This window comes from Pseudooceanicola sp. DL12 (assembly GCF_056270665.1).
Window position 1 is genome coordinate 3,208,322 of record NZ_CM149884.1, and the last position, 25,725, is coordinate 3,234,046.

A 25,725-nucleotide genomic window follows, 5' to 3' on the forward strand; every position below is an offset into this window, starting at 1 on the left:
GATCGCGTGCAACCCGGCCCTCAGCGAGGCTGATTGCCCCGGGGATCCGGGCGCCTGGCGGCCGATGGCACGGGTGCGAGAACCGGCTGCCTTGCAGAGGTGACGCGCGCATGCATCGCCAGACCGATCAGGAGGGTCATGGCAGGCGCCGCGAGGAAGTAGACCAGGAGCGAGAGCCAGAGACCGGCCCCGACGGCGAAGGCGGCGATTGCAAAGGCGACGCCCGCAAAACAGCCACCGAGCGCCACCGCGAACCCCTTGCCGGCGTTGCCGCGGTCACGGGTCATCAAGAGCGCCTCGGCCGGGTAGGACCGTCCGTGGGGCTGCCCCTCGAAATCATGGTGGAACATAAATCTACCCTCCTGAGCATCCGCGAGATTAGGCCTCTGTTTATTAACGACTGGTAAAGTCTTGAGCAGAACCCTCGCCCAATTTTTATACGACTTATCAACAAAAGCCTCTCGACGAAAATCGTTTCAAAACGCAACGTTACGGGAGCTCCACGACGGGAAATCACGCTGCATTCGCGAAGGAATGGTGCGCAACCCCTTGTAGGAAAGGCGCTTTGCCGCCCCCCTGGGCATGCGGCAGCGCAGCACGCTCCGCAAGGAGGGAATGGGCGCCATCGCGGCCAAGCGCAAAAGGGCCCCCGGTGGGGGGCCCTGCAGCGGGTTCGGGACATTGCGGCGCTCAGTGACCGTGCCGCGCCTGTTCATCGGGCCCCTTCGGGAAGAGCCGCGCCACCCGTTTGCCGAAGGTATCGACATAGGTGAGGATCACCGGCACCACCACGAGCGTGAGCAGCGAGGAGGAGATCAGCCCGCCGATCACCGCATGCGCCATGGGCGCATTCTGACCCGAGCCGCCATGCAGGTTGAGCGCCAGCGGCACCATGCCGAAGATCATCGCGAGCGTGGTCATCACGATGGGCCGGAAGCGGGTGGAGCCGGCGATGACCAGCGCATCAAAGAGATGATGGCCCTCCTCCACGCGCTGGTTCGCGTTGTCGACCAGCAGGATGGCGTTCTTGACCACGAGCCCCATGAGCATGATGAACCCGATGGCCGAGAACATGTTCAGGGTCGAGCCGCCGATCAGCAGCCCGAGGATCACCCCGATCAGCGCCAGCGGCAGTGAGGACATGATCGCGAAGGGCTGCATGAAGCTGCCGAACTGCGAGGCCAGAACGAGGTAGATGAAGACCACCGCCAGCAGCAGCGCGGTGCCTGCCGTGGCGCCGGTCTCGGCGATATCCTCGGCGTCACCGCCCATGCCGGCGCTGTAGCCGACGGGGAAATCCATCGCGTCGATGCGGGCCTGGACATCGCGGGTGACCTCGCCGGCGGTCTTGCCCTGCAGGTTGGCGGTGACCTGAACCGAACGCTGTCGATCCTCGCGGGTGATCTCGCCCGGGCCCTCGGTCTGGACGACCTCGGCCACCTGATCGAGGCGGACCACGCCGGTGCCGTCGGCATTGGCCACGATGGGCAGCGATCCCAGCGTGCCGGGATCGTCGCGGTACTGCTCGGGCAGGCGCACGACCACGTCGAGGCTCTTGCCCTGCGGATCGGACCAGTCGGAAACCGTGGTGCCGCCCAGCATCGGCGAGAGCGCATTGCCGACCTGGCTGAGGGTGACGCCCAGGTCGGAAGCGGCGTCGCGGTCGATGCGGATGCCAAGGGTCGGCTGCGGGTCATCGAGCGAGGTCTGGATGTCGACCAGCCCGTCGATGTCCTGCATCGAGGCGGCCAGTTCATTGGCGAGGCGCTCGAGCGTGTCGAGGTTGTCGCCGTAGATCTTGACCTGGACCGGGGCGGAGATGCCGCCGAGGCCGGGATCGGCCGAAACGATGTACTTGGCCCCCGGCACCGCCTTGAGCGCCTCGCGCACCTCGCCGGTGATCTCGGTGGGGGTGATGTCGCGCTCCAGCGGGGGCAGCATCTCGGCATAGATGGTGGCCACGTTGTCGGTGCTCGAGGAGGAGCCGGAGTTGACGGTGGCATAGGTGGAGCGGATCTGTGGGAACTGCCGCAGCACGGCATCGACCTGGGTGATCTTTTCCGCGGTGCGGTCGAGGGTGGATCCCACGGGAGTGGTCAGCTCGATCTGGATTTCCGAGTTGTCGGCCGGCGGCACGAATTCCGCGCCGATCACCGGGATCAGCAGGAGGCCACCGACGAAGGCCCCGAGCGCGGCGAGCAGCGTCGACTTGCGATAGCGCAGGCAGGTCCGGAGCAGGGAAACGTACCTGGCGCCGATCCATTCGAAGAGCCGGTCGAACTGCGCCACGGCGCGGCCGATGGGCCCGCGCTTCGCATCGGGTGCGGCCGAGGGGTCGTACCAGACCGAGGACATCATCGGGTCGAGGGTGAAGGAGACGAAGAGCGAGATCAGCACCGCGACCGAGACCGTGACGCCGAACTGCAGGAAGAAACGGCCGATGATGCCGTCCATGAAGGCCACGGGCAGGAAGACCGCGACGATGGAGAGCGTGGTGGCGAGCACGGCCAGGCCGATCTCGTTGGTGCCGTCGAGCGCCGCGTCGTGGTGAGACTTGCCCATGTGCAGGTGGCGCATGATGTTCTCGCGCACCACGATAGCATCGTCGATCAGCAGGCCGACGGAGAGCGAAAGCGCCATCATCGTCATCATGTTGAGGGTGAAGCCGAGGAAATAGATCACCGCCATGGTGCCGAGGATGGCGATCGGCAGCGTCAGCCCGGTGATCACCGTGGAACGCCAGGAGTTGAGGAAGAGGAAGACGATGATGGTGGCCAGCAGCGCACCCTCGACCAGCATCGAGCGGACGGATTCGAAGCTCTCCTCGACCGGTTCGGCATTGTCGCGCAGCACCACGATGTCGACGCCTTCGAACTGCGGCTCCTCGAGCATCTTGGCGATTTCCTCGCGCACGCTCTCGGCCACGGCGACGGTGTTGGAGCCCTGGGTCTTGACCACGTCGACCGCCAGCGCGCGCCTGCCGTCGATCATGGCGAGGCTTTCGGCCTCGGCCAGGTCGGTGCCGATGGTGGCGACATCGCCCAGGCGCACGGGCTGGCCGTTGCGGGTGGCGATGATCACGTCATCGAAATCGCGCAGGTCTCCGATGCGGCCCTCGACCTGCACCGACTGGCTCGAGGCGCCGTCGGTGACGCTGCCGGCGGGCAGGTTGAGGTTGTCGGCGGAGAGTGCGGAGGTGACCTCGACCACGCCGAGACCGAGCGCGGCCTGGCGATCCGGATCGATGCGCACCTGCACCTCGCGCGGCAGGCCGCCCACCACGGAAGCCCGGCCGACACCGTTGATATTGGCGAGGCGGGTGGAAATCACGTCTTCGGTGAGCTGGGTCAGCTCGCCCGGGCCGAGCACGTCGGAGGAGATGCCGATGGACATCACCGGGATCTCGTTCGGGTCGAAGCGCAGGATCTGCGGTTCCTCGGCGGCATCGGGAAAATCGCCGCTGATCTGGGCAACCTTGTCGCGCACCTCCTGCGAGGCATCGGCGCTGTCGATTTCCAGATCGAAGGTCATCAGCACGAGGGCGGCGCCGGTCTGGGCGGTGCTCTCGATGGTGTCGAGCCCGCTGAGGGTGGAAACCGCCTCCTCGATGGGCTCGATGATGTCGTTCTCGACCGCCTCGGGGGTGGCACCGGGATAGGAGACCACCACCGCGACGACGGGGAAGTCGACGTTGGGCAGCTGTTCGACCGGCAGGCGCTGATAGGCGAAGAGGCCGATGACCGAGATCGCCACCATCATCATGGTGGCAAAGACCGGCTGGGCGACGGCGATGCGGGTCAGGAACATGGCGTCACTCTCCCGCGGCCAGGTCGGTTTCCTGTCCGGCAGGCTGGCCGGAGGGCACGGCCGAGGGCGTGCCGGGAGTCTCGCCCCCCTGCCCCGTCCCGACGCCCGCCGGCAGCGAGGCCTGCTGGCCGACGAAATCGATCGTGGTGCCGGGGCGCAACTGACTGAGGGCCTGGGAGACGATCACGTCGCCGGGTTCCAGGCCCGCGGTGATCTCGGTTACCCGACCGCCGGACCAGTACTGGCCAATCTCGACGGGCTGACGCACGGTGACGCCGTCCTCGATCTTGAGGACATAGGTGCCATTGTCGTCCCGGCGCACGGCGTCATAGGGAATGCCGATGGCATCGCCCTTTTCGCCCAGCACCACCATGCCAGAGGCGAACATGCCGCCGCGAAGCGTGCCGTCGGGATTGCCGATGGTGACGTAGACCGGCAGCATGCGGGTGCCCTCGACCGCGACGGGATTGATCCGGTCCACGGTGCCGGTGACCTGGGCGCCATTGGTCCCCTCGACGACCAGTTCCACCGTCAGGCCGGGCCGGAGCATCGGCGCATAGCGCACCGGAACGGCGGCCTCGACCTCCATCTCGGAGAGATCGACGAGGGAGAGCAGCGAGGTACCTACGGAGACATAGGCGCCGGGATCGACCGAGCGCGAGGAGACCATGCCGTCGAAGGGCGCGACGATGCGGGAATGCTCGAGCGAATCCTCGGCGTTTTCGACCTGCTTCTGAAGGGCGGCGAGGCTGGCGACGAGCTGATCCACCTGGGCCTGGTCGGATTCGAGCTCGGAGGACGGGGAGAGGCCGCGGTCCACGAGGTTCTGGGTGCGCTCGAGCTGATTGCGCGCGAGGCGCAGCTGGGCCTCGGTGGATTCGGCGTTGGCGCGTTGCTGTTCGAGCTGGTTGCGCAGGGTGGTCGTGTCGATCTGGATGAGGAGCTCGCCCTGCTCGACCTGGTCACCAGGCTGCACGTGGACCTCCTCGATGCGGCCCGAGACTTCGGCCGAGATGTTCACCTGACGGTCGGGCGAGAGCGAGCCCGTGACCTTGACCGTCTCGCGCAGGGTGGAGGGTTCGACCGTCATGAACTCGCTGGGCGTGAGCTGCATGACCAGACGGGTTTCGGCCGCGCCTGCCTTCTGTTCCGCGACCGTATCGGTGCGGCGATCGGTGCCCGCGGACCGCCACCAGAGCGTACCACCGGCCAGCAACAGGACCAGCACCACGAGCAGCGGCCAGCGACGGCGTTTCGCCAGCGCCTGCCCGTTCTCGGCGCGCTTCCTGGCCTTGCGTTCGCCAGATGTCAGGGCCCAGTCGGGCTTTGCCGGCCCTTCGGGCGTGTCCTGTGCCATAGCTGTCAGTCCTTTGATTTTGTCACGGTTCCCGCATCTGCAATACGGCCCGCGGCATCGCCCCTTACGCGGGCCATCCATTCTTCCATGAAATCGGCCGACTGGCGGTAGAAGTCGGCAAAGCCCTCGACCCGTTCACGGGCATCGCGACGGTCCTCGGGGAAGGTTTCGGAAACCTCGCGGATCACCTGTTCATGATGCCGCAGACGGGCGGCGTAGGTGGCGAGGATCGAGCTGTTCAGATCCCGGATCACCTCCCACTGGTCCTGCCGCGAGCCCATGCGCGACACCCGCCGCAACAGGCCCTTGGCCTCGAGCGAGCGGGCATTGGTGGAGGCGGAGGCCTTGGAGATGCGCAGGGCGTCGACCATCTGTTGCAAGCTGCGGGGTTCTCCCTCGATCAGCAGATAGCCGAGGATCTGGCCGCTGATGCGCGGGCCGCCATCCGTCTGGGCGATCAGGCCCATCGTCTCGATGAATTGCTCAAGGGGATTCTCGCTCATTACGTGTATATAGACGACTTCGTATGCAACGTTCAATACAAACTGAACAAACGCCGCAAAACCGGGGGGCGGGAAAGCAAAAGGCCCCGGTGTCGGGGAACACCGGGGCAAGTCTTCCGGACCCGTCCGTGGTAGTCGGACGGGAAAGCCGAAAATGACGGCGTCCGGAGGCAACGGGATCAAGTTGCTCCGGACGCCTCCTCCGACGGGTCGGGCCCTGCTCCTGGTGGGGGGTGGAGCAGGCCCCTGCCGACGGGATCGCGGGAGCCGGCCGGGCGCAGCCGGACGGAAGGGTCTCAGGCGACAAGGCCCTCGAAGCTGTCGACCTCGATGCGGGCCACCTCTTCGATCAGACGCAGCCAGGCAATGCGGGTGCAGCGCTCGGGGGTGCGCAGGTCGGGGATACGCAGGACGACGGGGGAGCCTTCGCCCGCGCAGAGCCGCTGCAACAGGGCGGCCCAGTCGGCGACATCGCGGCCCGTGCAGGCCAGCGCCCCGTCCCGCACGTGATCGCGAAGGCCATCGACCGGGGCGACGGCCAGGAGGCGCCCGGCGGCGCGGGCCTGCTGTGCGACGATGCCGAAGGGTTCCCAGCGCGACGGCATCAGGATCACGTCGCATTGCGCCATGGCGCAGGCCTGATCTTTGACGAAGGGATGGAAGCGGATGCGGGCATCGTCACCGGCCGCGGCCAGTAGCGACGCCGCGCGGTCCTCTCCCTCGCCGAAGATGTGCAGGCGGGCGTCAGGCTGATCCAGGGTGCGGAAGGCGACAATCGCCACGTCGAAGCCCCTTTGCCGGTCGAACCGCCCGATCAGGCCGAAGCTGCGGGGCGTGCCGGTGACATCGGGGAGCGCACGAAAGGCGGAAAGATCGACGCAGGGGTGGATCACCTGAAGCGCGGCGGGAGAGACGAGGCCACGACCGAGCAGCCAGTCGCCCTGGGCCTCCGAAACAGCCACGACGCGGTCGAAGAGCGCATAGGCGCAGCGCAGCAGGGTGAAGAACCGCCGGCGGGCGGAGACATTGCAGGCGGTAAACCCCTCGGAATAGCTGTGCTCGACATGGATCATCGGGGTGCCGGCGTAACGCGAGCGGAGCCGCATCAGCCCCGGCAGGCCGCGCCAGGTGACCGCGAGATGCGAGACGATGATATCGGCCTCGAAGGGGATTGCGGCGGGGTTGGTCCGCGAAACGGCGAGCACCTGGTGATCGGCATGGGCGCGCAACGTGGGGTCGCGGCGGATCCAGTCGAGGTAGCCGGTTACACCACCGGGGACGTTGCCGTCGACGAGATGGGCGATGCGGAGCATGTCGGTGTCCTCTGGCAGGTGGGTGAGCGATCAGGATTGCGTGCGCCGGCCCGAGAGCCGGTTTCGGATGGCATCGACCGCGCCGGGGCCGACGCTTCGGCAGAGGGCGGCGGCGCCGAGGGTGCGGGCGGTCCTGACGGGCTCGTGCAGGAGCGGTTGGCGGGAGGCGGCGAGGCTCTCGCGCATCAGGCGCATGGCGGCCGCGCCATCGCCTGCGCGGGCGGCGCGACCGGCGAGGTCGCGCAACTGACCGGCACGGGCGGCCGGGGTATGCCGGGCAAAGAACGGCGGGTTCAGTGGCGACAGCTTGTTCACCATGCGCTTCCACTGGGCAAATTGCGCGTCGATGCCGGCGGTGGGGACGCCGGGCGCGACGCGGTGGAGCGTGAGCAGGCCGGGAATTCCCTCGACCTGCCAGTCGGAAATCAGCATCAGCCGGAGCCAGCATTCGATCTCGCCGAACTGGCGCAGGCGCTCGTCGAAGTACCAGCTTCGCCCGGCGTCCTGGGCCGATCGGAAGGCGATGCTGTCGAGGGCGAGGCGGCGCATGACAGGTGCCGAGCCATTGCCCACCGGGTTGCGGCGAAACACATGGGCGGCGGTGACGCCCCGCAGGCGCGGACGCAGCACGCCAGGCATCGGCCGGCCGGCCTGATCGATCAACCGCGCACCCGAGTAGGAAAGCCCGACCCGCGGGTTGGCATCGAGATGGGCGACATGGGCCGCGAGCTTGCCCGGATGCCAGAGATCGCCGGCATCGCAGAAGCCGACATGGGTGCCGCGGGCCTCGGCGATGCCGGTGTTGCGGGCGCCCGCCAGGCCGCGGCTGGGTTGATAGACGATGCGCAGGCGCGGATCGCGGAAGCCGCAGGCCACCCCGAGCGTATCGTCGGAGGATCCGTCATCTACCACGATGATCTCGAAATCGCGGTATGTCTGCGCCAGAAGCGAACGCAGCGTGTCGCCCAGGGTGGCAGCGACATTGTGGGCAGGAACGACGATCGAGGCGCGCGGCGCGACGGTGCGGATCATGTCGGGGGCCTTTCTGGCGCTCGGATCAGTTGATGAAAAGGGCCCGGCGCAGACGCCGAGGCATGACGGGGGCGGCCAGCGCCGACAGGGCCGTGAGACCACCGCGGCGCGGGTCGGAGAAGAAGCCGGAGGGGCTGCGGCCGATTCCGGCAAAGGTCAGGCGCAGGGCCTCGGTGCGGGGCGCATCGACCCGCAGGGCCCGGCGCGCCAGGTAGCGCAGCTGCACCGCCTCGGCGGCGCGGGTCGGGGTGACCCCGTAACGGCCGGCGGTGGCCATGGCGGCCGCCCAGCCGGCCCGCATCGCGGCGAGATCCGCGGAGAGCCCGGTGGGGCTGATGCGGTAGGCGACCATCAGCGCGTCGATCGGAACCACGCGATAGCCCTCGCCCACCACGCGGATCAGCCATTCCAGGTCCTCGTTGTGCATGATCGCCGTGTCGAAACCGCCGGTGGCGCGGAAAACCTCGGCGCGGACGCAGACATTGGACGTGGTGCAGACCGGATTCTCGCCCAGCAGCATCCCCAGGTCGAGATCGCGGCGCGGCACGCCGGAATGGCTGCGGCTGTGGGTGCCGTCGAAAAAGACGACGCGACCGAAGGCGGCGGCAATGGAGCGATCCTCGAAGATGCGGTCCATCAACGGCAGCTTGGAGGGCTCGAAGAGATCATCGGCATCGCAGAAGGCCAGGATCTCTCCCCGGGCCAGCGACAGCGCCATGTTGCGCGCCGCACCGGGCCCCTTGGCACCGTTGCGCACGGCACGGAAGCGGGGATCGGCGGCGACCGTGGCCTCGATCAGGGCAAGGGTGCCATCGGTGCTGCCGTCGTCGATCAGAAGTGCCTCCCAGTCGTCGAAGCGCTGTGCCTGCAGGCTGACGATGGTTTCGCGCAGGGTGGCCTGGGCGTTCCTGCAGGGGATGACGATGCTGAAGCGGGGCATGAAGGTGACGGTCTGGCGGTTCATGTCAGAGCGCCTTCTGCGGTCGGGGGGCGAAGGCCGGGGCAGGTACGACGGCGGCGTCGACGACCTGACCTGCGGCGATGCAGGTCCCCGCAAGGGCCGCCGCCACGATGCCGATGGTGCCGGCGTCGATGCTGCGGGCCATGACCAGGACCACCAGCAGGCACGAGGCTGTTGCGGCCACATCCAGGCGGCAAAAGGCCATAACGTGGCGAACAAGGCGGCCGATGCGTTGGCTCGGGGACATCTGTGTTGATCCGGGTGCGGGGTGAGGCCAGGCAATCTGGCGTTGTACCGTTTTACCGGCTTGAACAGCATGCGTCGCGGACCCGCCGGGACAGGCGATGCACCCATGTGGAGAGGCACCTATCCGTTCGGATGGTTTTGCACTGCAGAGGAGCCCGGACGACAGCAGGTGCAATCGGGCGCAACGTATCTGCACCAGGCTTTTCCAAGGCAGTGCTCCTGGCCCGCTGCATGCCTCGCGGCGCGGCCTGTCCCGAAGCCCTCGCGACGAGAGACATGGCCATGACAAGCCGGACGGAGATCGACGCCACCTGCATGGGAGACGCCCGGACCAACCGCGACGATTTCGATACCTCCCCGCTGGAGGGCGGTCCCATCGCCTGCTGTGATGGCATAGTCACCAATATCGCCCAGGTCGGACGGATCGCGGGCGTGCCGGGCCTGCTGGCACCGGACCCCAGGTGAACCTCAGCCGCGGGCGTCCTGCAGCGTGGCGGCCTCGGCCCAGGTCAGCAGGGCCGCGCGGCTGAGGCGCCAGGTATCCGCCAAGGCCTCTAGCTGGTCCTGCCCGGGCTGATCGCCCTTCTTTATCACCGTCTCGACCTCGCCCAGCTCGACCCGGAGGGCCCGAGCACCGAAGGCGGCGCAGCCACCGGCGAGGCGATGGGCGTTGGCCTGAAGCTCCGGGTGGTCCGGTGCGGCGGCCGCGATCCAGGCGATGCCCTCGTCGGTCTCGGAGAGAAAACGCTTCATCAGGTTGTCGCGGGCCAGGGGCGGCAGATCCCCCCAGAGCCGGTCGAGCTGACCTGTATCGAGAAGATCGTGGCCCATGCTTTCGTTGCCGGGCTCCGGCTCTACATGATCATGGCCGGATACCTCGGCCAGCACCGCATATAGCTCGGCCCGGTCCAGGGGCTTGGACACGCAATGATCCATGCCAGCCTTGCGGAAGCGCTCGATCTCTTCGGGCAGCGCATGGGCAGTCACGGCAATGATCGGGGTGCTGGCGCTGGCCCCCTGCCCCGCGCGGATCATGCGCGTGGCCTCGCGCCCGTCGAGCACGGGCATCGAGATGTCCATCAGGATGACGTCGAACCGCTCGCCCGCGGCCCGATCGACACCGGCCTGGCCGTCGACGGCCTCGGTCACCCGGTGGCCCGCGGCCTCGAGCATCTGGCGGGCCACGAAGCGGTTGATCTCGTTATCTTCTACCAGGAGGATCGAGAGCGGCGTCACATCCCCCGAGGCGGGCGCCGGCGGCGCCGCAAGGGGCTGGTCCTCCGAGGCGGGCGCCTCGACCGGGATCATCGGCACGCGGATCCAGAACAGCGAGCCCTCGTCCGGCTCGCTTTCGGCACCGATCTCGCCCTCCATAAGGGTGGTCAGGCGGCGCGCGATGCCGAGGCCCAGCCCGGTACCGCCGACCTGGCGGGCATAGGAACTGTCCAGCGTCTCGAAATCGTTGAAGATCCGTGCCAGGTCGTCCTCGGAGATGCCAATGCCGGTGTCGATGACGCGGAACTCGATCTGAGGCGCCTGGCCGGCGTGACCCAGCACCTCGACCTCGATCTCGACCGCCCCCTGGCGGGTGAATTTCACCGCGTTGCCGGAGAGGTTCAGCAGCACCTGGCGCAGGCGGCGCGCATCGCTGTTGATCCAGCACTGGGGCCGGCCCACCCATGTCCAGCTGATGGTGCTGTCGTTGTCGGCGGCCAGCGGCGCCATGGTGCCGACCACGCCGTCGAGCAGACGCGCGACGGACATCGGCTTTTTCTCGGCGGTCAGCTTGCCGGCCTCGAACTTCGCCAGGTCGAGCACGTCGTTGATGATGCCGAGGAGCAGCCGGCCGGAGGATTGCATGCGGTCGAGGAGCTGGCTCTGCTGCCAGGAGAGCGGCTCGTCGCGCATCAGCTGCATCGAGCCCAGAAGCCCGTTGAGCGGTGTGCGCATCTCGTGGCTCATCACCGCGAGGAACTGGGCCTTGGCCCGCTCCCCGGCCAGGGCGCGGTCGCGCGCCTCCATCAGCCCGTCCTCGGCGGACTTGCGGCGGGAGATATCGCGGATGAAGGCGACGTAGACATGACCTTCCTCGCCCTCGGCGCGATCAAAGGCGATCTCGGCCGGGAAGCTGCGGCCGCCGCGGGCGATGGCCGTGACCTGGATGATCTGCTTGTCGCGCTCGGAGGGGTCGAGGGCCTCGTCGAACTGCCGCTGGGCATGTTCCACCAGGAGCTCGCGGCTCTCGCGAGAGAAGAGCAGCTCCAGCATCTCGGCCTGGCGGGCCTCTTCGCGGGTATAGCCGAAGATGCTCTGGGCGGCGGTGTTGAACTCGCGGATGCGGCCATCGGCATCGGAGAGGACGATGGCATCGAGAGAGGTCTCGACGATGGTCTTCATGCGGTCGCCGGTGCGCCGCACCTCGGCCGCGCGCGCAGTGGCCAGGCGGTTGAGCCGCCAGAGCGTGAGCGCCAGAAGGATCAGGCCGGCCAGAACCACCACCAGGACCGTCGCCAGGCGGATCAGCGTGGCGGTCACCGCATCACGGTTGTCATCCGCCTGATCGGCAAAGGCCGCAAGCCCCGAGAGCGTCAGGCTGCGCACGTCCGGGGCAAGCGCTTCCGCCTCTAGCTCGAAGGTCGGCAAGGCATCGACAAGCACGTCATCCGGGCTGTCGATGATCGGGACGGAATATTCTAGGAAACCGCGCACGTGGTTGCGGGGGCCGTCGAAATCGGGGCTCTCGCGCAGCGCCTGATAGACGCGGCCCGTCTCGAGGATCGACATGCGGCTGTAGAAGATGTCGAAGCGCTCGCGCACCTCGTCGACCTTGGCGGGGTCTTCCTCGGCATGCTCCAGCGCCAGCAGGAACTGCATGTATTCCACGTCGGCCTGGGCCAGGCTCCATTGCAGGTTGTCGGAATTCGAGGCGCTGAGGGCGTCGATCTCGCGCAGCACCACAAGGGCCATGCCGCCCACCAGGCCGACGCAGAACACCAGCGCGGCCACGGTCGCGCCCGTCCTGGTCCAGAGCCGCCCCTGCGACAGTTGTTCATCCGAAGGCGCCATGATGTTGTCGGTCCCGCCCTTTCCGGGCCCGCCACGGCGTGTCATCGCGGCCCGATCCTATTCGACTTCCATGGACTTCAACTGCCAGATACTGCGCGAATAAGCCACCTCGGTCTGATATTTCGGGTTGGTATCATAGGGATATATCACCCAGAGCGGCCCCTTGTCGCGCAGGCTCATTGTCTTGCCGTCCATCAGGAAGGCAAGAATCGGACCTCCCTCGACCCAGTCCTCGGCGGGAATGTCGACGGCATAGTCATTGGCGGCGGTGGCACGGAGCGAAGTGCCCTCGGCCCCCACGATCGCCATCAGACGCACCAGTGGGACGCCGGCAAAGGTATGTTCGCCATCGGTCCAGATGGTGGTGGTGGTGAAGCGCTCGGTCTCCATCGCGGCCAGCATCGGCAGGTCGAAGATCGCCCGGTCGCCGTCATTGGCATGACGGATCTTGCCCGTCACCGTCAGGAGCACCTCCTCGACAGGGCGCGTCAGGACCTGGTTCATGCCCGTCACCGTCTCTGCCCGGGCGTAGACCGCCGGTGACAGGGCACAGGCCAGCAGCGCACCGCTGAGGGCACCGGCAAGGACAGGATGCACAGTTTTTCGAAGACGCAACATTGCGGCAACTCCCGAATACCAGAGTTAAAAATGCCCTAAATGCATGCATTTCACATCTGGGCATCGGAACAGGCGACCTATCCGATCGGATAGGTTCGGCGGGCACGGACAGTCCGGGTCTGGACCATGAGGTCGAGCTGCATCGAGCCTTCGCCGGCCCGACCGCAGACCTGCCGCAGGCCCGTCTGGCCGAGCTTGACGGCAAGGCGGCCTGCGCCCGCGCGGGATGGGCCCGTACCTGCTCCGACAGGCTGGACGGGGGCCTTTGACAGGGGGAGCGGGCGGCGCTCCGCACGGCCCGCCCGTGCCCTCCCAAAGGATGGAAGAATTACCGAACTCAATGGTTTATTCATTCGCATTCCGCCTGCGGATCGCCTAGCATTGGGCCAGTTCAGTTGTGTATCAGTGCCGCAGGTTTTTCTTTTCGGTCCGCACAGGGCCGGCGCCAGGCTTTGCAATAGCGGGGAGGTGGCATGCGCATTCTGATCGCTGATGATCACGAACTTCTTCGGGACACTCTGGTTCTGTACCTGCAGAACGAAGGCGGGTTCGAGACGGAGACAGCCGCCGATTTCGACGCCGCCCTGACGAAGGTGCAGGAGACGCCGGGCTATGACCTGGTGCTGCTCGACTTCATGATGCCGGGCATGAATGGCATGACCGGCCTGCACCGCATGTCAGAGGAACCTGGCGCCGAGCATGTTGCCATAATCTCTGGTACCGCGAGCCGCGAGGTTGCCGAAGAGGTCCTGGCCTCGGGGGCGGCAGGTTTCCTGCCCAAGACGCTCTCGGCAAAGTCGCTGGTCAACGCGGTGCGCTTCATGGCGATGGGCGAGCAATATGCGCCGTTGGATTTCCTGCGCGGCGGAGGCGAGGTGGCCCAGACCCATCCGCTGGCAGAGAAGCTCTCGCAGCGGGAATTCGAGGTGCTCGAAGGGCTGACCCAGGGCAAGTCGAACAAGGAGATCGCCCGCGATCTCGACATCCGCGAACCGACGGTCAAACTGCACGTGAAGACACTCTATCGCAAGATCGGCGCGGCGAACCGCACCCAGGCGGCCATGATCGCCAAGGAAGAAGGACTGTTCTGATCTATCCCATGGGATAACGCGCCTGTCCTGACGCGACCCGGCCTCCTCCGGCGGCATCGAAGCGCGTCGGAGGCCTGCAAGCCGGAGCTGATCAACACGGCCGCGCGGCTCAAGGAGCAGCTGCGCGAAATTGCGGTGGCAAAGCCCGACTTTGCATTAGCCATGGCGAAAACGCAGACCGAGAAGCCGGATCTTCGTGCCTTCTGCTTCCGGTCCGGGGGCTTCCCTTCGCCATCGATCCCTTCTCGCCTCGTGGCAGGCAGGCGCTGGCGACGCTTTTGCCTTTTGACGGGTTCGTGTGCTGCCGATCGGGCGCGAGGCCCTGGTTCGTACGCAGCGCATCGCGGGACCGTGGCCACGGTACCTGCGCCCGCTCCAAATCATGAGACCGCAGATCGGCCTGACGCAACACAGCTTCAGCGCGCCGCTGGAGGCGATCCGCGGACCACGCCCGTCCGAGGCCGCGGGCTCAGCGCCGGAAGAGGCAGCGCCGCGACGGGCTTCGAGCCTCGGAGCGGATCGCCTCGCCCCGCGCGACAAGGCTGTCCTCGGGCATTTCGAGGGGGGCGCACTCCTGACGCGAGAGGCGGTCCGCATCCTCTGCCGGCACCCCCAACATGCGCAGCATCGCGGCCACGGCCACCAGCGCAGAGGCATCGTCGGGCTCTTCCCTCAGGCGGGGCAGCACCGGGATCACGCCGACCTGCACGAGGTCGATGGTCAGGTCGATCGGCATTGTCAGGAACCGCCCGGTGGACATGCCCCATTCGAGGTACTCGGGCACGACATCGTGGACGATATTGCCCCGCCCGATGCCCGCCATGCCGAGCTGTGCCGCGAACTGGCTGATCACGCTGTATTTCCGGAAGGTCGCAAAGAAGCGCAGCATGACGCGCGCCACTTCCTCGGCCGGATCGTCGGAAAGGCGGCCGTCTGCCGTGGCGGCCCCCACCAGTTCCCGCCCGATCATGGCCTTTGCCGCGAGAAGCAGCTCGTCCATGGTCTGGAAGTACTTGTAGAAGGTCCCGCGCGAGACGCCCGCCTCGACGATCACATCGTCGATCACCGCAAAGGGGCCTTTGTCGGCGATCACCAGGATCGCCGCCTCGACCAAACGCTGCTGCATCTTTTCCCGCCGCTGGGCCGCGACGATCTTGCGGTGATCTTCCTTCATCAAGCCTCGAATGCGTCCATCAGGTTTCTTCCGGTTTGGGGGGCTTCACGCCGAATACGGCACAATAGAGCGCCGGGGCGAAAAGCAGGGTGATGATTGTTCCGGCAATGATCCCCCCCATCATCGCATAGGCCATCGGCCCCCAGAACACCTGCCGCGAGATCGGGATCAGCGCAAGACTTGCCGCTGCGGCGGTCAACAGGATCGGCCGCGCCCGGCTGTCGGAGGCCTCGAAGACCGCATCCCAGCGGTTGCGCCCCTTGGCCAGCAGGTCCTTGACCTCCTGGAACAGGATCACCGAGTTCCGGATCAGGATCCCGATCAGCGCCAGCACACCGAGGATCGCCACAAAGCCCAGCGGCGCGCCGGAGGGCAACAGGGCCGCCACCACGCCGATCAGCCCCAGAGGCGCCACCATGAGCACCACGAACATCAGGCGGAAGCTCTGCATCTGGACCATCACCAGCGTCAGCATGATCAGCAGCATGATCGGCACCACCGCGACGATCGGGGCCTGGCTATCGGCAGAGTTTTCCACCGCACCACCCACCTCGAGCGTGTAGCCGAGCGGCAGGCTGTTACGGAATTCCTCGATCATCGCGGCCTGATCCTGAACTATCGTGGCCGGCTGGTCCTTGGTGCTGATGGCGCCTTCGACCGTGATCGTCGGCACGCGGTCGCGCTGATAGATGACCGGCTGCTCGGTTGTGTATTCCAGCCGCGCGAAGGAAGATAGCGGCACCGGCTCGCCATCCGAGTTGCCGAACTGCAGGTTCTCGAGCGTATCGACCGCACTGCGGTCGGCATCGACACCCCGCGCCAGCACCTCGACCAGCTTGTCGCCGTCCTTCAGGTCGGTGACGCTGCTGCCCTCGAACATGCCGTAGAGCGACTGCGCCACGTCCTGCTGGGTCAGGCCCAGTTGCCGCAGGCGCGCCTGGTCCAGCACCACGCGCACGACGCGAGCCGGTTCGTTCCAGTCGAGGCTGATGTTGATCAGGCGATCATCCTCCGAAACGCGGGCCGCGAGATCGCGGGCGATGTCGCGCAGCACCTCAGGATCATCGCCCGACAGGCGGTATTGCACCGGCTTGCCGACCGGCGGCCCGAGAGCGAGCAGTTTCGGGAAGAATTCGACACCTGAGGTGGCGGCGTCGTGGTCACGAATCTTCGTGACCAGGGCGTCGCGCATGTCGAGGTCCGGGGTCATGATCACGACCTGGCCCATGTTGGGCGTCGCCGTGGGCGCATCGAGCGTCAGGATGAAGCGCGGCGCGGCGCGGCCGATGTAGCTCGACCAGTATTCCGCCTCGGGCTGCTCCGCGAGCCAGCTCTCGAAATCGGCGATGGCCGCATCGGTTGCCGCGAAATCGGCATTCTGGCGCAAGGTAACGTCGACCAGGATTTCCGGACGATCCGAAGTGGGGAAGAACTGCTGCTCGATATGACCGAGCCCCACGACAGAAACCGCAAAGGCAAGGGCGGTGAGCAGGATGGTGACCCACTTGAACCGCATGGCCCAGCGCAGCGCCCGGTGGAAGATGCGACGGACGCGACCGGCCCGGTGTTCTTCGTGCTTCATCCGCTTGGGCAGGAAGGTGGCCCCAAGAACCGGTGCGAAGAGCACGGCCACGACCCAGCTGACAACCAGGGACACCGCGATGACGTAGAAGAGCGAGCGGGTGTATTCGCCGGCCTGGCTGCTGTTCAGCCCGATCGGGATGAAGCCCGCCACCGTCACCAGCGTGCCGGTGAGCATCGGGAAGGCGATGGACGTCCAGGCATAGGAAGCCGCCTTGTCGATGGTCTCGCCCAGCTCGAGGCGGGAGATCATCGTCTCGATCGCGATCATCGCGTCATCGACCAGCAGGCCAAGCGCGATGATCAGCGCCCCGAGCGACACCCGCTGAAGCGTGACATCCATGGCATCGAGGATCACGAAGGAAATGGCCAGCACCAGGGGGATCGACAGGGATACCACCATGCCGGCCCGCAGGCCGAGCGAGATGAAGCTGACGATCAGCACGATGACCACAGCCTCGACCAGCGAGCGGACGAAATGATCGACGGATTCCTTCACCACCTCGGGCTGATCCGCGACCTTGTAGACCTCGATCCCCGTGGGCAGTTCCTTGGCGACGCGGTCCATCAGTGTGTCGAGTTCCTCGCCGAAGTCGAGGATGTTGCCCCCTTCGCGCATCCCGATGGAGAGTGCGATGCCCTCCTTGCCGTCGAAGCGGAAGAGCTCGGACGGCGGATCCTCGTAGCCGTCGGTGACGTCGGCCACATCGGCCAGGGTAAAGAAGGTGTCGCCGCTGCGGAGCGGCGCATAGGCCATGTCCTCTGCGGTGGCGAACTGCCCGGTGACCCGCACGAGGACCTGCTCCTCGGCGGTGTGGATGATGCCGGAGGGCACGATGGCATTCTGGGCCGCCAGCGTGTCGAGCACCGTCTGCTTGTCGAGCCCGAGCGCGGCAAGCCGGCTGTTCGAGAATTCGATATGCACCACGGGTTCGCGGACCCCCACGAGCTCGACCTTGCCCGCGAGATCGAGCTTGGTCACCTCGTCGCGAACACCCTCGACCGTCTTCTCGAGGTCACGGGGAGAATAGCCATCGCCGACAAAGCCGTAGATGCTGCCGTAGACGTCGCCGAAATCGTCGTTGAAGTAGAAGCCCTGGAATTCATCGGGGAAATTGCCCTCGATGTCGGACATCATGTTGCGGACCTTCAGCCAGGTTGCGTCCACTTCCGGGCCCTTGGCTTCGGGTACCAGCTCGACGTAGACGACCGCCTGACCGGGATAGGTGACCGAGTGGGTGTAATCGAGGTTGTCGAGCTCCTGCAGCTTCTTCTCGATCCGGTTGGTCACCTGGGTCACGGTCTCCTCGGCCGTGGCACCGGGCAGCACACCTGTGACCACCATCGTCTTGATGGCAAAGCTGGGATCTTCCTCGCGCCCCATGTTCATGTAGGAAATCGTCCCCGCAATCAGCGAGACGATCATCAGGAACCAGACAAAGGAACGGTGGTGCAACGCCCAGTCGGAAAGGTTGAAGCTCTTTTTCATTGCAGTCGCTCCCCGACTTCCTGGCCGTCCTCGAGAGAGTTGGCGCCTTTCACGATGATCTCGTCGCCCACGGCAATACCGTCGGTCACCTCGATCCGCTTGTTGATGACCGGCCCCAGCACGACGGGAACCCGGGTGACAGTCCGGCTGTCGGGGGTCACCCGCCAGACCGCCGGGGCATCCTCGGAGCCCGTGATCGCGGTCAGCGGAAGTGTGAGGATCTGCCCGCTCTCGTCCGAATAGGTGGCACTGACGATGCTGCCGATGCGAAAGGCACCCTCGTCGTCGATGGCCAGACGCAGCCTCCGGCCGCGCAGGGTGTCATCGGCCACCGGCTCGATCAGCCGCAGCGTTGCCGTCGTCTCGGGCGCTTCGCCCTCGTGGCGGGACAGCGAAAAGACCGCGTGATCCGGCAGGAGCGCCATGAAATCGCGCGGCACGTCGATGACGGCTTCGCGCCCTTCGAGATCCGCAAGCGTCACCACCGTGGTCCCGGAGGCCACGACAGTGCCCTGCTCGATCGGGGTTTCAAGGACGATACCCGCATTGGGCGCGGTCAGCGTGCCGAAGCTCAGGGCCTCCTGCGCGCTGGCCAGGTCGGCGCGGGCGGCCAGGGCCTGGGCCGCAGTCGAATTGCGGTTGGCCTCGGCCTCCTCGACATCGGCACGGGTGGCAATGTCGCGCTCGGCCAAAACCTTGACCCGGTCATAACTCTGCTGGGCATATTCCGCCTGGGCCTGGGCCGAGGAAAGCGCGGCCTCTGCCGAGCGGACGTCTTCTTGGAGCGAGACACGGTCAAGCGCGGCAAGCACATCGCCGGCCTCGACGATATCGCCCGGCGAAACATTCAGCGTCGCCAGTCGCCCGATGGTCTGGAAGGCGAGCTCGGTTTCATGAGCGGCCTCGATCTGCCCGGGAAAGGCACGTTCGCGGTTCGGATCGGTCGACACGATCTCGCTGATCACCGGGCGGATGGCATCGCCACCCATGGCGGAATATTCGCCTTCCGCCTCGTTGGCACCCGCGGCAAGCGGAAGTACCAGGGCACAGGCGGCAGTCATCAGGATGCGGATCATTGGCCGGCCTCCCTGACCGAGACATGGCGCCCGGGGAACAGGGCATGAGAGCCGGTGGTGACGACGACATCGCCGTCTTCCAGGCCGGAGGTGACCTCGACCGTGGCGGTTGTATAGGCATCCACGTCGATCTGTTGCAGGGAAACGGTGCTGGTATCGGCGTCGAGCACCCAGACCGCCGGCCCCTCTGCGCTCGACGACATGGCAGACCACGGGATGCTGATCACCGGATCGCCTTCGAAGCGGATCTCGCCCACGATCGGCTCGCCGAAGGTCAGTGCCTGCGAGGCATCGCCCTCGACCCGGGCCTTTGCGGTGACGGTGCCATTGCTGGCGACGACCGGAGAAATCTCGCTGACCGGAACGGTGATGCTGTCACCGCCGTCAACCGGCGTCAGGGTCACGTCCCGGCCGAGGATCTCGTCCAGCATGTTGATATCGGGCATCAGGAAGACCGCATCGCGATCACTTCGGCGCGCAAGCGTCACGACGCCCGTCCCGGCACCAACGACCTGCCCCGGCTCCGCCGTTCGTTCGGTCACGACCGCGTCCTCGACCGCGCGCAGCACGGTATCCTCGGCGGCGCGCTTTGCGGTGGCAAGCTGCGCGCTGGCCTGATCGCGCGAGGCCAGCGAGGTCAAATAGGCCTGGGTCGCGGAATCGAGATCAGCCTGGGTGCCGGAACCACGTTCCAAGAGCTGCTGAGCCCGGTCCTTGGCCTGTTCGGCCTGGACCAACGCGGCCTGCGCCGCATCGAGCGATGCCTGGGCTGCGTTCAGCGAGGCATCTGTCTGGGTCGGATCCACACGCGCGATCTCGTCGCCGGCCTTCAGCACGTCTCCCACGTCGACACTGACGGAAATCACCCGGCCACCATCGCGGAAGCCGGCCGCGTAGCTCTCTGCGGGCTCGATCGTGCCCGTCAGGCGATAGTCACGTTGTCGCGGTACGGTCTGCACCGCCACCACATCCACGGGCAGCACGTCCTGCGCCAGGACGGCTCCGGCTCCGAGTGGCAGCAGGCCCATTGCCAGGCTCAAAACTCTCATCATCAGGGTCTCCGGGGCGCGCCGGGCAGGGGCGCACCTTCATTTCACAATCGATTCAATCAGAATGACAATAATGTCAATATGAGATAAACAGCAGCCGGATCTGCAATTGTGCGCAAACAACACAAGCGCTCAAACTGGCCAGCGCATCCGCGCGGTCCCAGGCAGGCGCTCGCTTTCGGGCGCCCCTCGCGCCGCCGCGCAAGGCCGAGACGCAGCCCCTGTCTTGTCACACTGCACGAATTGCTCTGTGTTCACAGTAAAATGAGGCCTGTTGGGCAGACTTTCGCATTGCCCCCCTGCCCGAGCGCGGCGAATGCACGCAGAATGCTGCCGGCGACGGAAACCTTCGCCCGGTTCGTAACACTCGGGACAAAGCCCCGGAGGATGCTGGATGCGCGTACTTCTTAGGCTGGCCATCGTGCTTGCCCTGACCCTTTTTGCCGGATGGCTGGCCCTGACAGAGGGAGTCCGCCTGTACCACACGATGGCGGCCGACGGTGGCCCCACCGGCAGCCCCGTCGCGCGGGGCGGGATGCCCCGCGGGGGCCCTCCGGGCGGGGGCCCCGGCGGGCCTGGAGGCCCTCCCGGCGATATGGGCGGCGGCCCCTCCGACACCGGGACGAACAGCAGCTATCGCGCACCGGAGGCCGAGGTCGCCACGAGCCGGGTGACCAGCGTCTCTCCTGTCATCGACGCCTATGGCCGGATCGCCAGCCGCAGCCAGCTGACTGTCCGCGTTCCCGAGGCCGGCATTGTTGCGCGTGTCTCCGACAGCTTGGCCGACGGCGCCCCGGTCACCGCGGGAGATTTCCTGTTCCAGCTCGACGACACCAGTGCCAGGGCAGACCTGGAGATCGCCCGGGCAGACCTGAAGCGCGCGGAACTGAGCCTGCGCGACACCCGACGCCAGGCCGATGTCCTTGACGCCGACCTGATCCTTCAGCGACAGACGCGGGACATCTACGAGCAGGAGCTGGAGCGCGTCGCAACCCTGCTGGAACGCGGCAGCGGGCTGCAGTCGGACTATGACAGTGCCCAGCTGTCGCTGATCTCGGCCAAGCAGACAATTGCCTCGAGCGAGGCGGACCTAGCCGATCTGCGCGCGGATGAAGACAGCCTGCAACTTGATATCGAGGACGCGCAGCGCGTGGTGACCACCGCCGAGCGCACGCTGGCCGACCTGACCGTGACCGCCGGCATCAGCGGGACCTACAGTGGCGAACTGCCCGTTGTCGGCGAGAGTTTTTCCAGCGGTGACGAGCCCGCCATCATCACCGACCTCGCCGACCTTCAGGCCCAGCTCGATCTGTCGCAGCTGGAAATCGGCCGTATTACCGGGCCCGATGGCAAGGTGTTGCCGCTGTCCGTCAGCCTGCGCACCCCCGGATCCGATCACGAGTATGCCGCTACCCTCAGCCATGTGGCCCTGTCGGAATCCGACGATACCGTCATGACGCGGCAAGTGATCGCCGTACTGGATCCCGCGTCCTGCCCCTGCCCGCTGCCCGGCGAGTTCGTCGCCGCGACGATCCGCGAACCGGCACTCGACAACGTCGTCGTGCTGCCGGCCACAGCGGTCAGCTATGACGCAAAGGTCTTGGCAGTCGGCGAGGACAACGTCCTCGAGGACCGGCAGATGACCCTGTTGCGCCGCATCGGCGATACAGTTGCGGTCGCCGCCCCCCAAGAGAGCTTCGACTATGTGGTGGAACGCACGGCGCAGCTTGGCGCAGGGCTGACGATCTCGCCCGTGCGCGAGGATGATGCCGCCAGCAACCCCGAGGCAGAAGAGCCGGAGACGCCGCCCCAGCCCCCCCAAGGTGAGGCCCCTTCAGGTGGGGCTCCCGCACGCGAAGATCCGGCACGCGGAACCCCTGACATGGCGCCGGCCGCCGGCGAAGCCGGCCTTCGAGGACCGACGGTCGCATTGGAACCGAACCGTCGCGCCGCCCTGATCGCGGCCATCCAGGCCCGCGACGACATGCCCGGCACGGCGCGTGCGCAACTGTTGCAGCAACTGCAGGCCGACGAGGTGCCGGTGCGGTTGGTCGAGCGTATCGAGGCACGGGAATAACCCATGGGCCTTTTGCGCTTTTTCACCCGCCACGGAACGGCGGCGAATCTGCTTCTGGTCGGCATCCTGGCCTTCGGCATCTTTGCCGTCACGCAGATCCGCACCCAGTACATGCCCGACGTGGTGACCGAATCGATCACCGTATCGATACAGTGGGACGACGCCGCCCCGGAGGACATCGACAGCAACATCATCACCGTCGCCACCCCGTCGCTGATGGAGGTCGAGGGCGTCACCAGCCTGTCGGCCGTGGCCCGCGAAGGCCGTGCCCGCATCGAGCTCGAGTTCGAGCCGGGCTGGAACCTGGACCGCGCGCTGACCGAGGTCGAGGCGGCTCTGCCGTCGGCAAGTTCACTGCCCGATGGCGCGGAAGAGCCGGTGGTGACCCGCTCGGCCTGGCGCGACACGGTGCTGAACGTGGTGCTCTCGGGCGACCTCGACCGGGCCCAGATGGAACGGCTGGGCGAGCAGCTGCAAAACGACCTGCAACGTGCCGGCGTGACGCGCGCCAGTCTGCGGGGCGTGACCGATCCGCGGATCACGATCATCGCCGACCCCGATGCCCTGGTCCAATACGGGCTGAGCCTATCTGATCTCTCCTCTGCCGTGGCCGGAGAGGCCGACGAGACGGCTTCGGGCACGATCACGGGCAGCGGTACGAGGCTGCGCACCGGCACCGAGCGGCGCAGCGCCGACACGATCCGGGCCATTCTCGTCGAGACCGACGATTACGGTGCGGTGCCACTCAGCACACTTGCCACGGTCGAGGTGGACGAGGCCGGCAGCGGGCGGGCCTATTACCTGGGCGGCCGGCCTGCCGTCTCGATCTCCGTCGAGCGCGGAGCCGGCGGCGATGCGCTGAAGATCATGCATTCGGTGGAGGATGTCTCGGACAGTTTCCTGGCCGATGCCCCGCCCGGACTGCAGATCGACCTGATCCGCAACCGGGCCGCCGAGATCGGTGACCGCCTGTCGCTGCTGATCGACAACGGCGTCTTCGGCCTCGTGCTGGTTCTTGGCCTGCTCTACCTGTTCCTGTCGCCTTCCGCCGCAATCTGGGTCGCTGCCGGGATCCCGGTGTCGCTGGCCGCAGGCATGGGGCTGATGTGGATGACCGGCCAGTCCCTGAACATGATCTCGCTCTTTGCCCTGATCCTCTGCCTTGGCGTGATCGTCGATGACGCGATCGTGGTGGCCGAACACGCCGAACATCGGAACCGCAACCTGGGCGAGCCCCGTCCGCGTGCCGCCGAGCGCGCGGCGGTTCGGATGATGGGCCCGGTTCTTGCCTCCACGGCGACAACGGTTGCCGCCTTCATGTCACTGGAATTTATCACCGGCGAATTCGGTGTCTTCATCTCCTCCATTCCCTTCGTGGTGGCGGCTGTCCTGGTGGCGTCACTCATCGAGTGCTTCCTGATCCTGCCGCATCACCTGGCGCATGGCCTCGCGGGTCTCGACACCAGCTGGGTCGGCCTGCCGGCGCGGCTGGTCAACCGCGGATTCGATTGGATGCGCGGACGGCTGTTCCAGCCCTTCCTGAGCTGGGTCATTCGCCTGCGCTACGCGGTTCTGCTGGTGGCCATCGCGGCAGCGCTGCAGGCAGCCCTGATGATCGTCGACCGGGATGTTCAATGGCGCTTCTTCTCGGCGCCTACCACCACCACACTCTCTGCCAACCTGGCCATGCGTGACGGCGCCACCCGCGCCGATACGGTCGCGATGCTGAACGAGGTGAACCGTGCGGCCGGCGTGGTGCGCGAGGAGTTCGCCGCCAAGTACGGCGCCGATCCGATCACCTTCATCCTGTCCGAGGTCGGCGGCACTTCAGGCCCCGGCCTCGCCACCGAGGACGACAAGGACGAGGACCTGATCGCGGCCGTGACCATGGAGATGGTCGACCAGGACAAGCGCCCCTATGACACGTCGGAGTTCATCGAGGCTCTCGAAGCGGAGCTGCAGCGGCCCGATACGCTTGAGACCTTTTCCTTCCGTGCGGGTCGGTTCGGGCCGGGCGGCGATTCGCTCTCCGTGATTTTCTACGGCCCAGACCTGGAAACCCTGAAGGCGGCCTCCCTCGCGCTGCAGGATGCCACTGCGGATATCCCCGAGATTACAGGGATAGAAGATGACCTGAGCTTTGCCGGTCTGAACTATATCCTGACCCTGACGGGCTATGGCCGGGCGCTCGGGTTCGACACGGACACGCTGGCGAGCGAGCTCTCGGCGCAGGTATCCGGCCTGACGGCGGTGAGCTACGTCGATGGCAATCGCGACGCGACGATCGAGGTGGAACTGCCCGAGGGAGCGATCACATCGGCCTATCTCGACGAGATCCGCCTGCAGGCACCGACCGGTGAATGGGCCCGGCTGGGCGAACTGGTCGACGTATCGACATCCCCCGCGGTCAACGGACTGCGCCGCGAGGGTGGGCAGACCCTGCTTCGGGTCACCGGCGACATAGCCGACGATGATGCACAACGCGCCGAAGACATCATGACCCAGCTCAAGCAGGAGATCCTGCCCACAATCGCCCAGACCTATGGTGTAAGCTTCGACATGGACGGGTTGGCGGCCCAGGAACAGCAGTTCCTGAGCGAGGCGCTGATCGGAACAGGCATCTGCATCCTGGCGATCTACATGACGCTCGCACTGGTCCTGGGCAGTTGGCTGCAGCCGTTCACGATCATGTCCGTGGTGCCCTTCGGGATCATCGGCGTGGTCTGGGGTCACTATATCTGGGGCCTGCCGATGTCGATCTTCTCGATTGTCGGCCTGCTGGGAATGAGTGGGATCATCGTGAACGATTCAATCGTGCTGATCTCGGCTTTTGACGAGAAGCTTCCCCGCCGCGCAACAATTCCGGCCGTGATCGAGGCCACATCGGAAAGATTGCGACCGGTGCTGCTGACGACCTTGACCACGGTTCTCGGCCTCGCGCCGCTGCTCTTCGAGACCAGCAGCCAGGCAGAGTTCCTGAAGCCCATGGTGGTGACCCTGGTCTATGGCCTGGGCGCGGGCTTCTTCATCGTGCTGCTGATCGTGCCCTCGCTCGTGGTGATCAAACATGACCTGGGGCGCGCGCTGCGCACCACGCGCCGTTTTGCTGTCCGAACCCTGAGACGCCGCCGACGTCACACGGCCTGACCGCGACCAGATCACGGCCAGATCATGGCCCCCGAAACGCACGCGAATCGTGCCCCGCCCGCCGGAAATGGTCGGCGGGGCGCAGGCTTTTCTTGCCAGCCCTCAAAAGTCAGTGCTACAAATAAGAACATAATGTTC

Annotated in this window: 18 protein-coding genes; 4 read left to right on the forward strand and 14 right to left on the reverse strand. The window is 66.4% G+C overall.

Translation table 11 applies throughout. The features are described 5' to 3' along the window. Window positions 1–20: 20 nt before the first annotated feature. The 8 genes from AC0WR5_RS14925 to AC0WR5_RS14960 form a co-directional block, all read right to left on the reverse strand. Window positions 21–350 carry a hypothetical protein gene (locus AC0WR5_RS14925; protein WP_475864268.1) on the reverse strand — a complete coding sequence of 110 codons (330 nt, stop codon included), beginning with the start codon at window positions 348–350 and terminating at the stop codon, window positions 21–23. A 340-nt stretch (window positions 351–690) separates the two neighbouring features. Beyond that, the gene (locus AC0WR5_RS14930; RefSeq protein ID WP_475864270.1) at window positions 691–3,807 is read right to left on the reverse strand and encodes an efflux RND transporter permease subunit; all 3,117 of its coding nucleotides are present in this window, start codon (window positions 3,805–3,807) and stop codon (window positions 691–693) included. A 4-nt stretch (window positions 3,808–3,811) separates the two neighbouring features. Beyond that, a complete protein-coding gene (locus tag AC0WR5_RS14935; RefSeq protein WP_475864272.1) occupies window positions 3,812–5,164 on the reverse strand; it encodes an efflux RND transporter periplasmic adaptor subunit in 1,353 nt (450 codons plus the stop codon). Between the two features lie 5 nt (window positions 5,165–5,169). After that, the gene (locus AC0WR5_RS14940; protein WP_475864274.1) at window positions 5,170–5,667 is read right to left on the reverse strand and encodes a GbsR/MarR family transcriptional regulator; all 498 of its coding nucleotides are present in this window, start codon (window positions 5,665–5,667) and stop codon (window positions 5,170–5,172) included. A gap of 296 nt (window positions 5,668–5,963) precedes the next feature. Then, window positions 5,964–6,980, reverse strand: a complete 1,017-nt coding sequence (locus AC0WR5_RS14945; RefSeq protein ID WP_475864275.1) for a glycosyltransferase family 4 protein — start codon at window positions 6,978–6,980, stop codon at window positions 5,964–5,966. A 30-nt stretch (window positions 6,981–7,010) separates the two neighbouring features. Continuing rightward, complete coding sequence (locus AC0WR5_RS14950) at window positions 7,011–8,012, reverse strand: glycosyltransferase family 2 protein (RefSeq protein WP_475864277.1); 1,002 nt, start codon at window positions 8,010–8,012, stop codon at window positions 7,011–7,013. Window positions 8,013–8,037: 25 nt separating this feature from the next. After that, entirely contained in the window at window positions 8,038–8,976 is a 939-nt protein-coding gene (locus AC0WR5_RS14955) for a glycosyltransferase family 2 protein (protein WP_475864279.1), read from the reverse strand. Window position 8,977: 1 nt separating this feature from the next. Further along, window positions 8,978–9,220, reverse strand: a complete 243-nt coding sequence (locus tag AC0WR5_RS14960; protein ID WP_475864281.1) for a hypothetical protein — start codon at window positions 9,218–9,220, stop codon at window positions 8,978–8,980. A 281-nt stretch (window positions 9,221–9,501) separates the two neighbouring features. On the opposite strand from AC0WR5_RS14960, the gene AC0WR5_RS14965 reads away from it, so the two are divergent. Further along, window positions 9,502–9,684, forward strand: coding sequence for a hypothetical protein (locus AC0WR5_RS14965; RefSeq protein WP_475864282.1), 183 nt, complete (start codon window positions 9,502–9,504; stop codon window positions 9,682–9,684). Between the two features lie 3 nt (window positions 9,685–9,687). On the opposite strand, the gene AC0WR5_RS14970 is transcribed toward AC0WR5_RS14965, so the two are convergent. Both AC0WR5_RS14970 and AC0WR5_RS14975 read right to left on the reverse strand, forming a co-directional pair. Further along, window positions 9,688–12,330 carry a hybrid sensor histidine kinase/response regulator gene (locus tag AC0WR5_RS14970; protein WP_475864284.1) on the reverse strand — a complete coding sequence of 881 codons (2,643 nt, stop codon included), beginning with the start codon at window positions 12,328–12,330 and terminating at the stop codon, window positions 9,688–9,690. A 12-nt stretch (window positions 12,331–12,342) separates the two neighbouring features. After that, window positions 12,343–12,903, reverse strand: a complete 561-nt coding sequence (locus AC0WR5_RS14975; RefSeq protein ID WP_475864286.1) for a putative pterin-binding protein — start codon at window positions 12,901–12,903, stop codon at window positions 12,343–12,345. Between the two features lie 473 nt (window positions 12,904–13,376). Here AC0WR5_RS14975 and AC0WR5_RS14980 point away from each other — a divergent pair, with 473 nt between their 5' ends. Next, the gene (locus tag AC0WR5_RS14980) at window positions 13,377–13,994 is read left to right on the forward strand and encodes a response regulator transcription factor (protein WP_475864288.1); all 618 of its coding nucleotides are present in this window, start codon (window positions 13,377–13,379) and stop codon (window positions 13,992–13,994) included. A gap of 469 nt (window positions 13,995–14,463) precedes the next feature. Here the strand turns inward: AC0WR5_RS14980 and AC0WR5_RS14985 are convergent, their stop codons facing one another. The 4 genes from AC0WR5_RS14985 to AC0WR5_RS15000 are packed head-to-tail and all read right to left on the reverse strand — an operon-like array spanning window position 14,464 to window position 20,366. Then, complete coding sequence (locus tag AC0WR5_RS14985) at window positions 14,464–15,168, reverse strand: TetR/AcrR family transcriptional regulator (protein WP_475864290.1); 705 nt, start codon at window positions 15,166–15,168, stop codon at window positions 14,464–14,466. 19 nt (window positions 15,169–15,187) lie between these two features. Beyond that, entirely contained in the window at window positions 15,188–18,238 is a 3,051-nt protein-coding gene (locus AC0WR5_RS14990; RefSeq protein WP_475864291.1) for an efflux RND transporter permease subunit, read from the reverse strand. Next, a complete protein-coding gene (locus tag AC0WR5_RS14995; RefSeq protein WP_475864293.1) occupies window positions 18,235–19,314 on the reverse strand; it encodes an efflux RND transporter periplasmic adaptor subunit in 1,080 nt (359 codons plus the stop codon). Before AC0WR5_RS14995 ends, AC0WR5_RS14990 begins: the two co-directional genes overlap by 4 nt. Beyond that, window positions 19,311–20,366, reverse strand: a complete 1,056-nt coding sequence (locus AC0WR5_RS15000; RefSeq protein WP_475864295.1) for an efflux RND transporter periplasmic adaptor subunit — start codon at window positions 20,364–20,366, stop codon at window positions 19,311–19,313. The genes AC0WR5_RS14995 and AC0WR5_RS15000 overlap by 4 nt, the downstream gene beginning before the upstream one ends. 391 nt (window positions 20,367–20,757) lie before the next feature. On the opposite strand from AC0WR5_RS15000, the gene AC0WR5_RS15005 reads away from it, so the two are divergent. Together AC0WR5_RS15005 and AC0WR5_RS15010 are read left to right on the forward strand one after the other, a co-directional pair. Beyond that, on the forward strand, window positions 20,758–22,440 hold the full coding sequence (locus tag AC0WR5_RS15005) for an efflux RND transporter periplasmic adaptor subunit (RefSeq protein WP_475864296.1): 1,683 nt from the start codon (window positions 20,758–20,760) through the stop codon (window positions 22,438–22,440). Window positions 22,441–22,443: 3 nt separating this feature from the next. Then, window positions 22,444–25,587, forward strand: a complete 3,144-nt coding sequence (locus AC0WR5_RS15010; protein WP_475864298.1) for an efflux RND transporter permease subunit — start codon at window positions 22,444–22,446, stop codon at window positions 25,585–25,587. Window positions 25,588–25,725 lie beyond the last annotated feature (138 nt).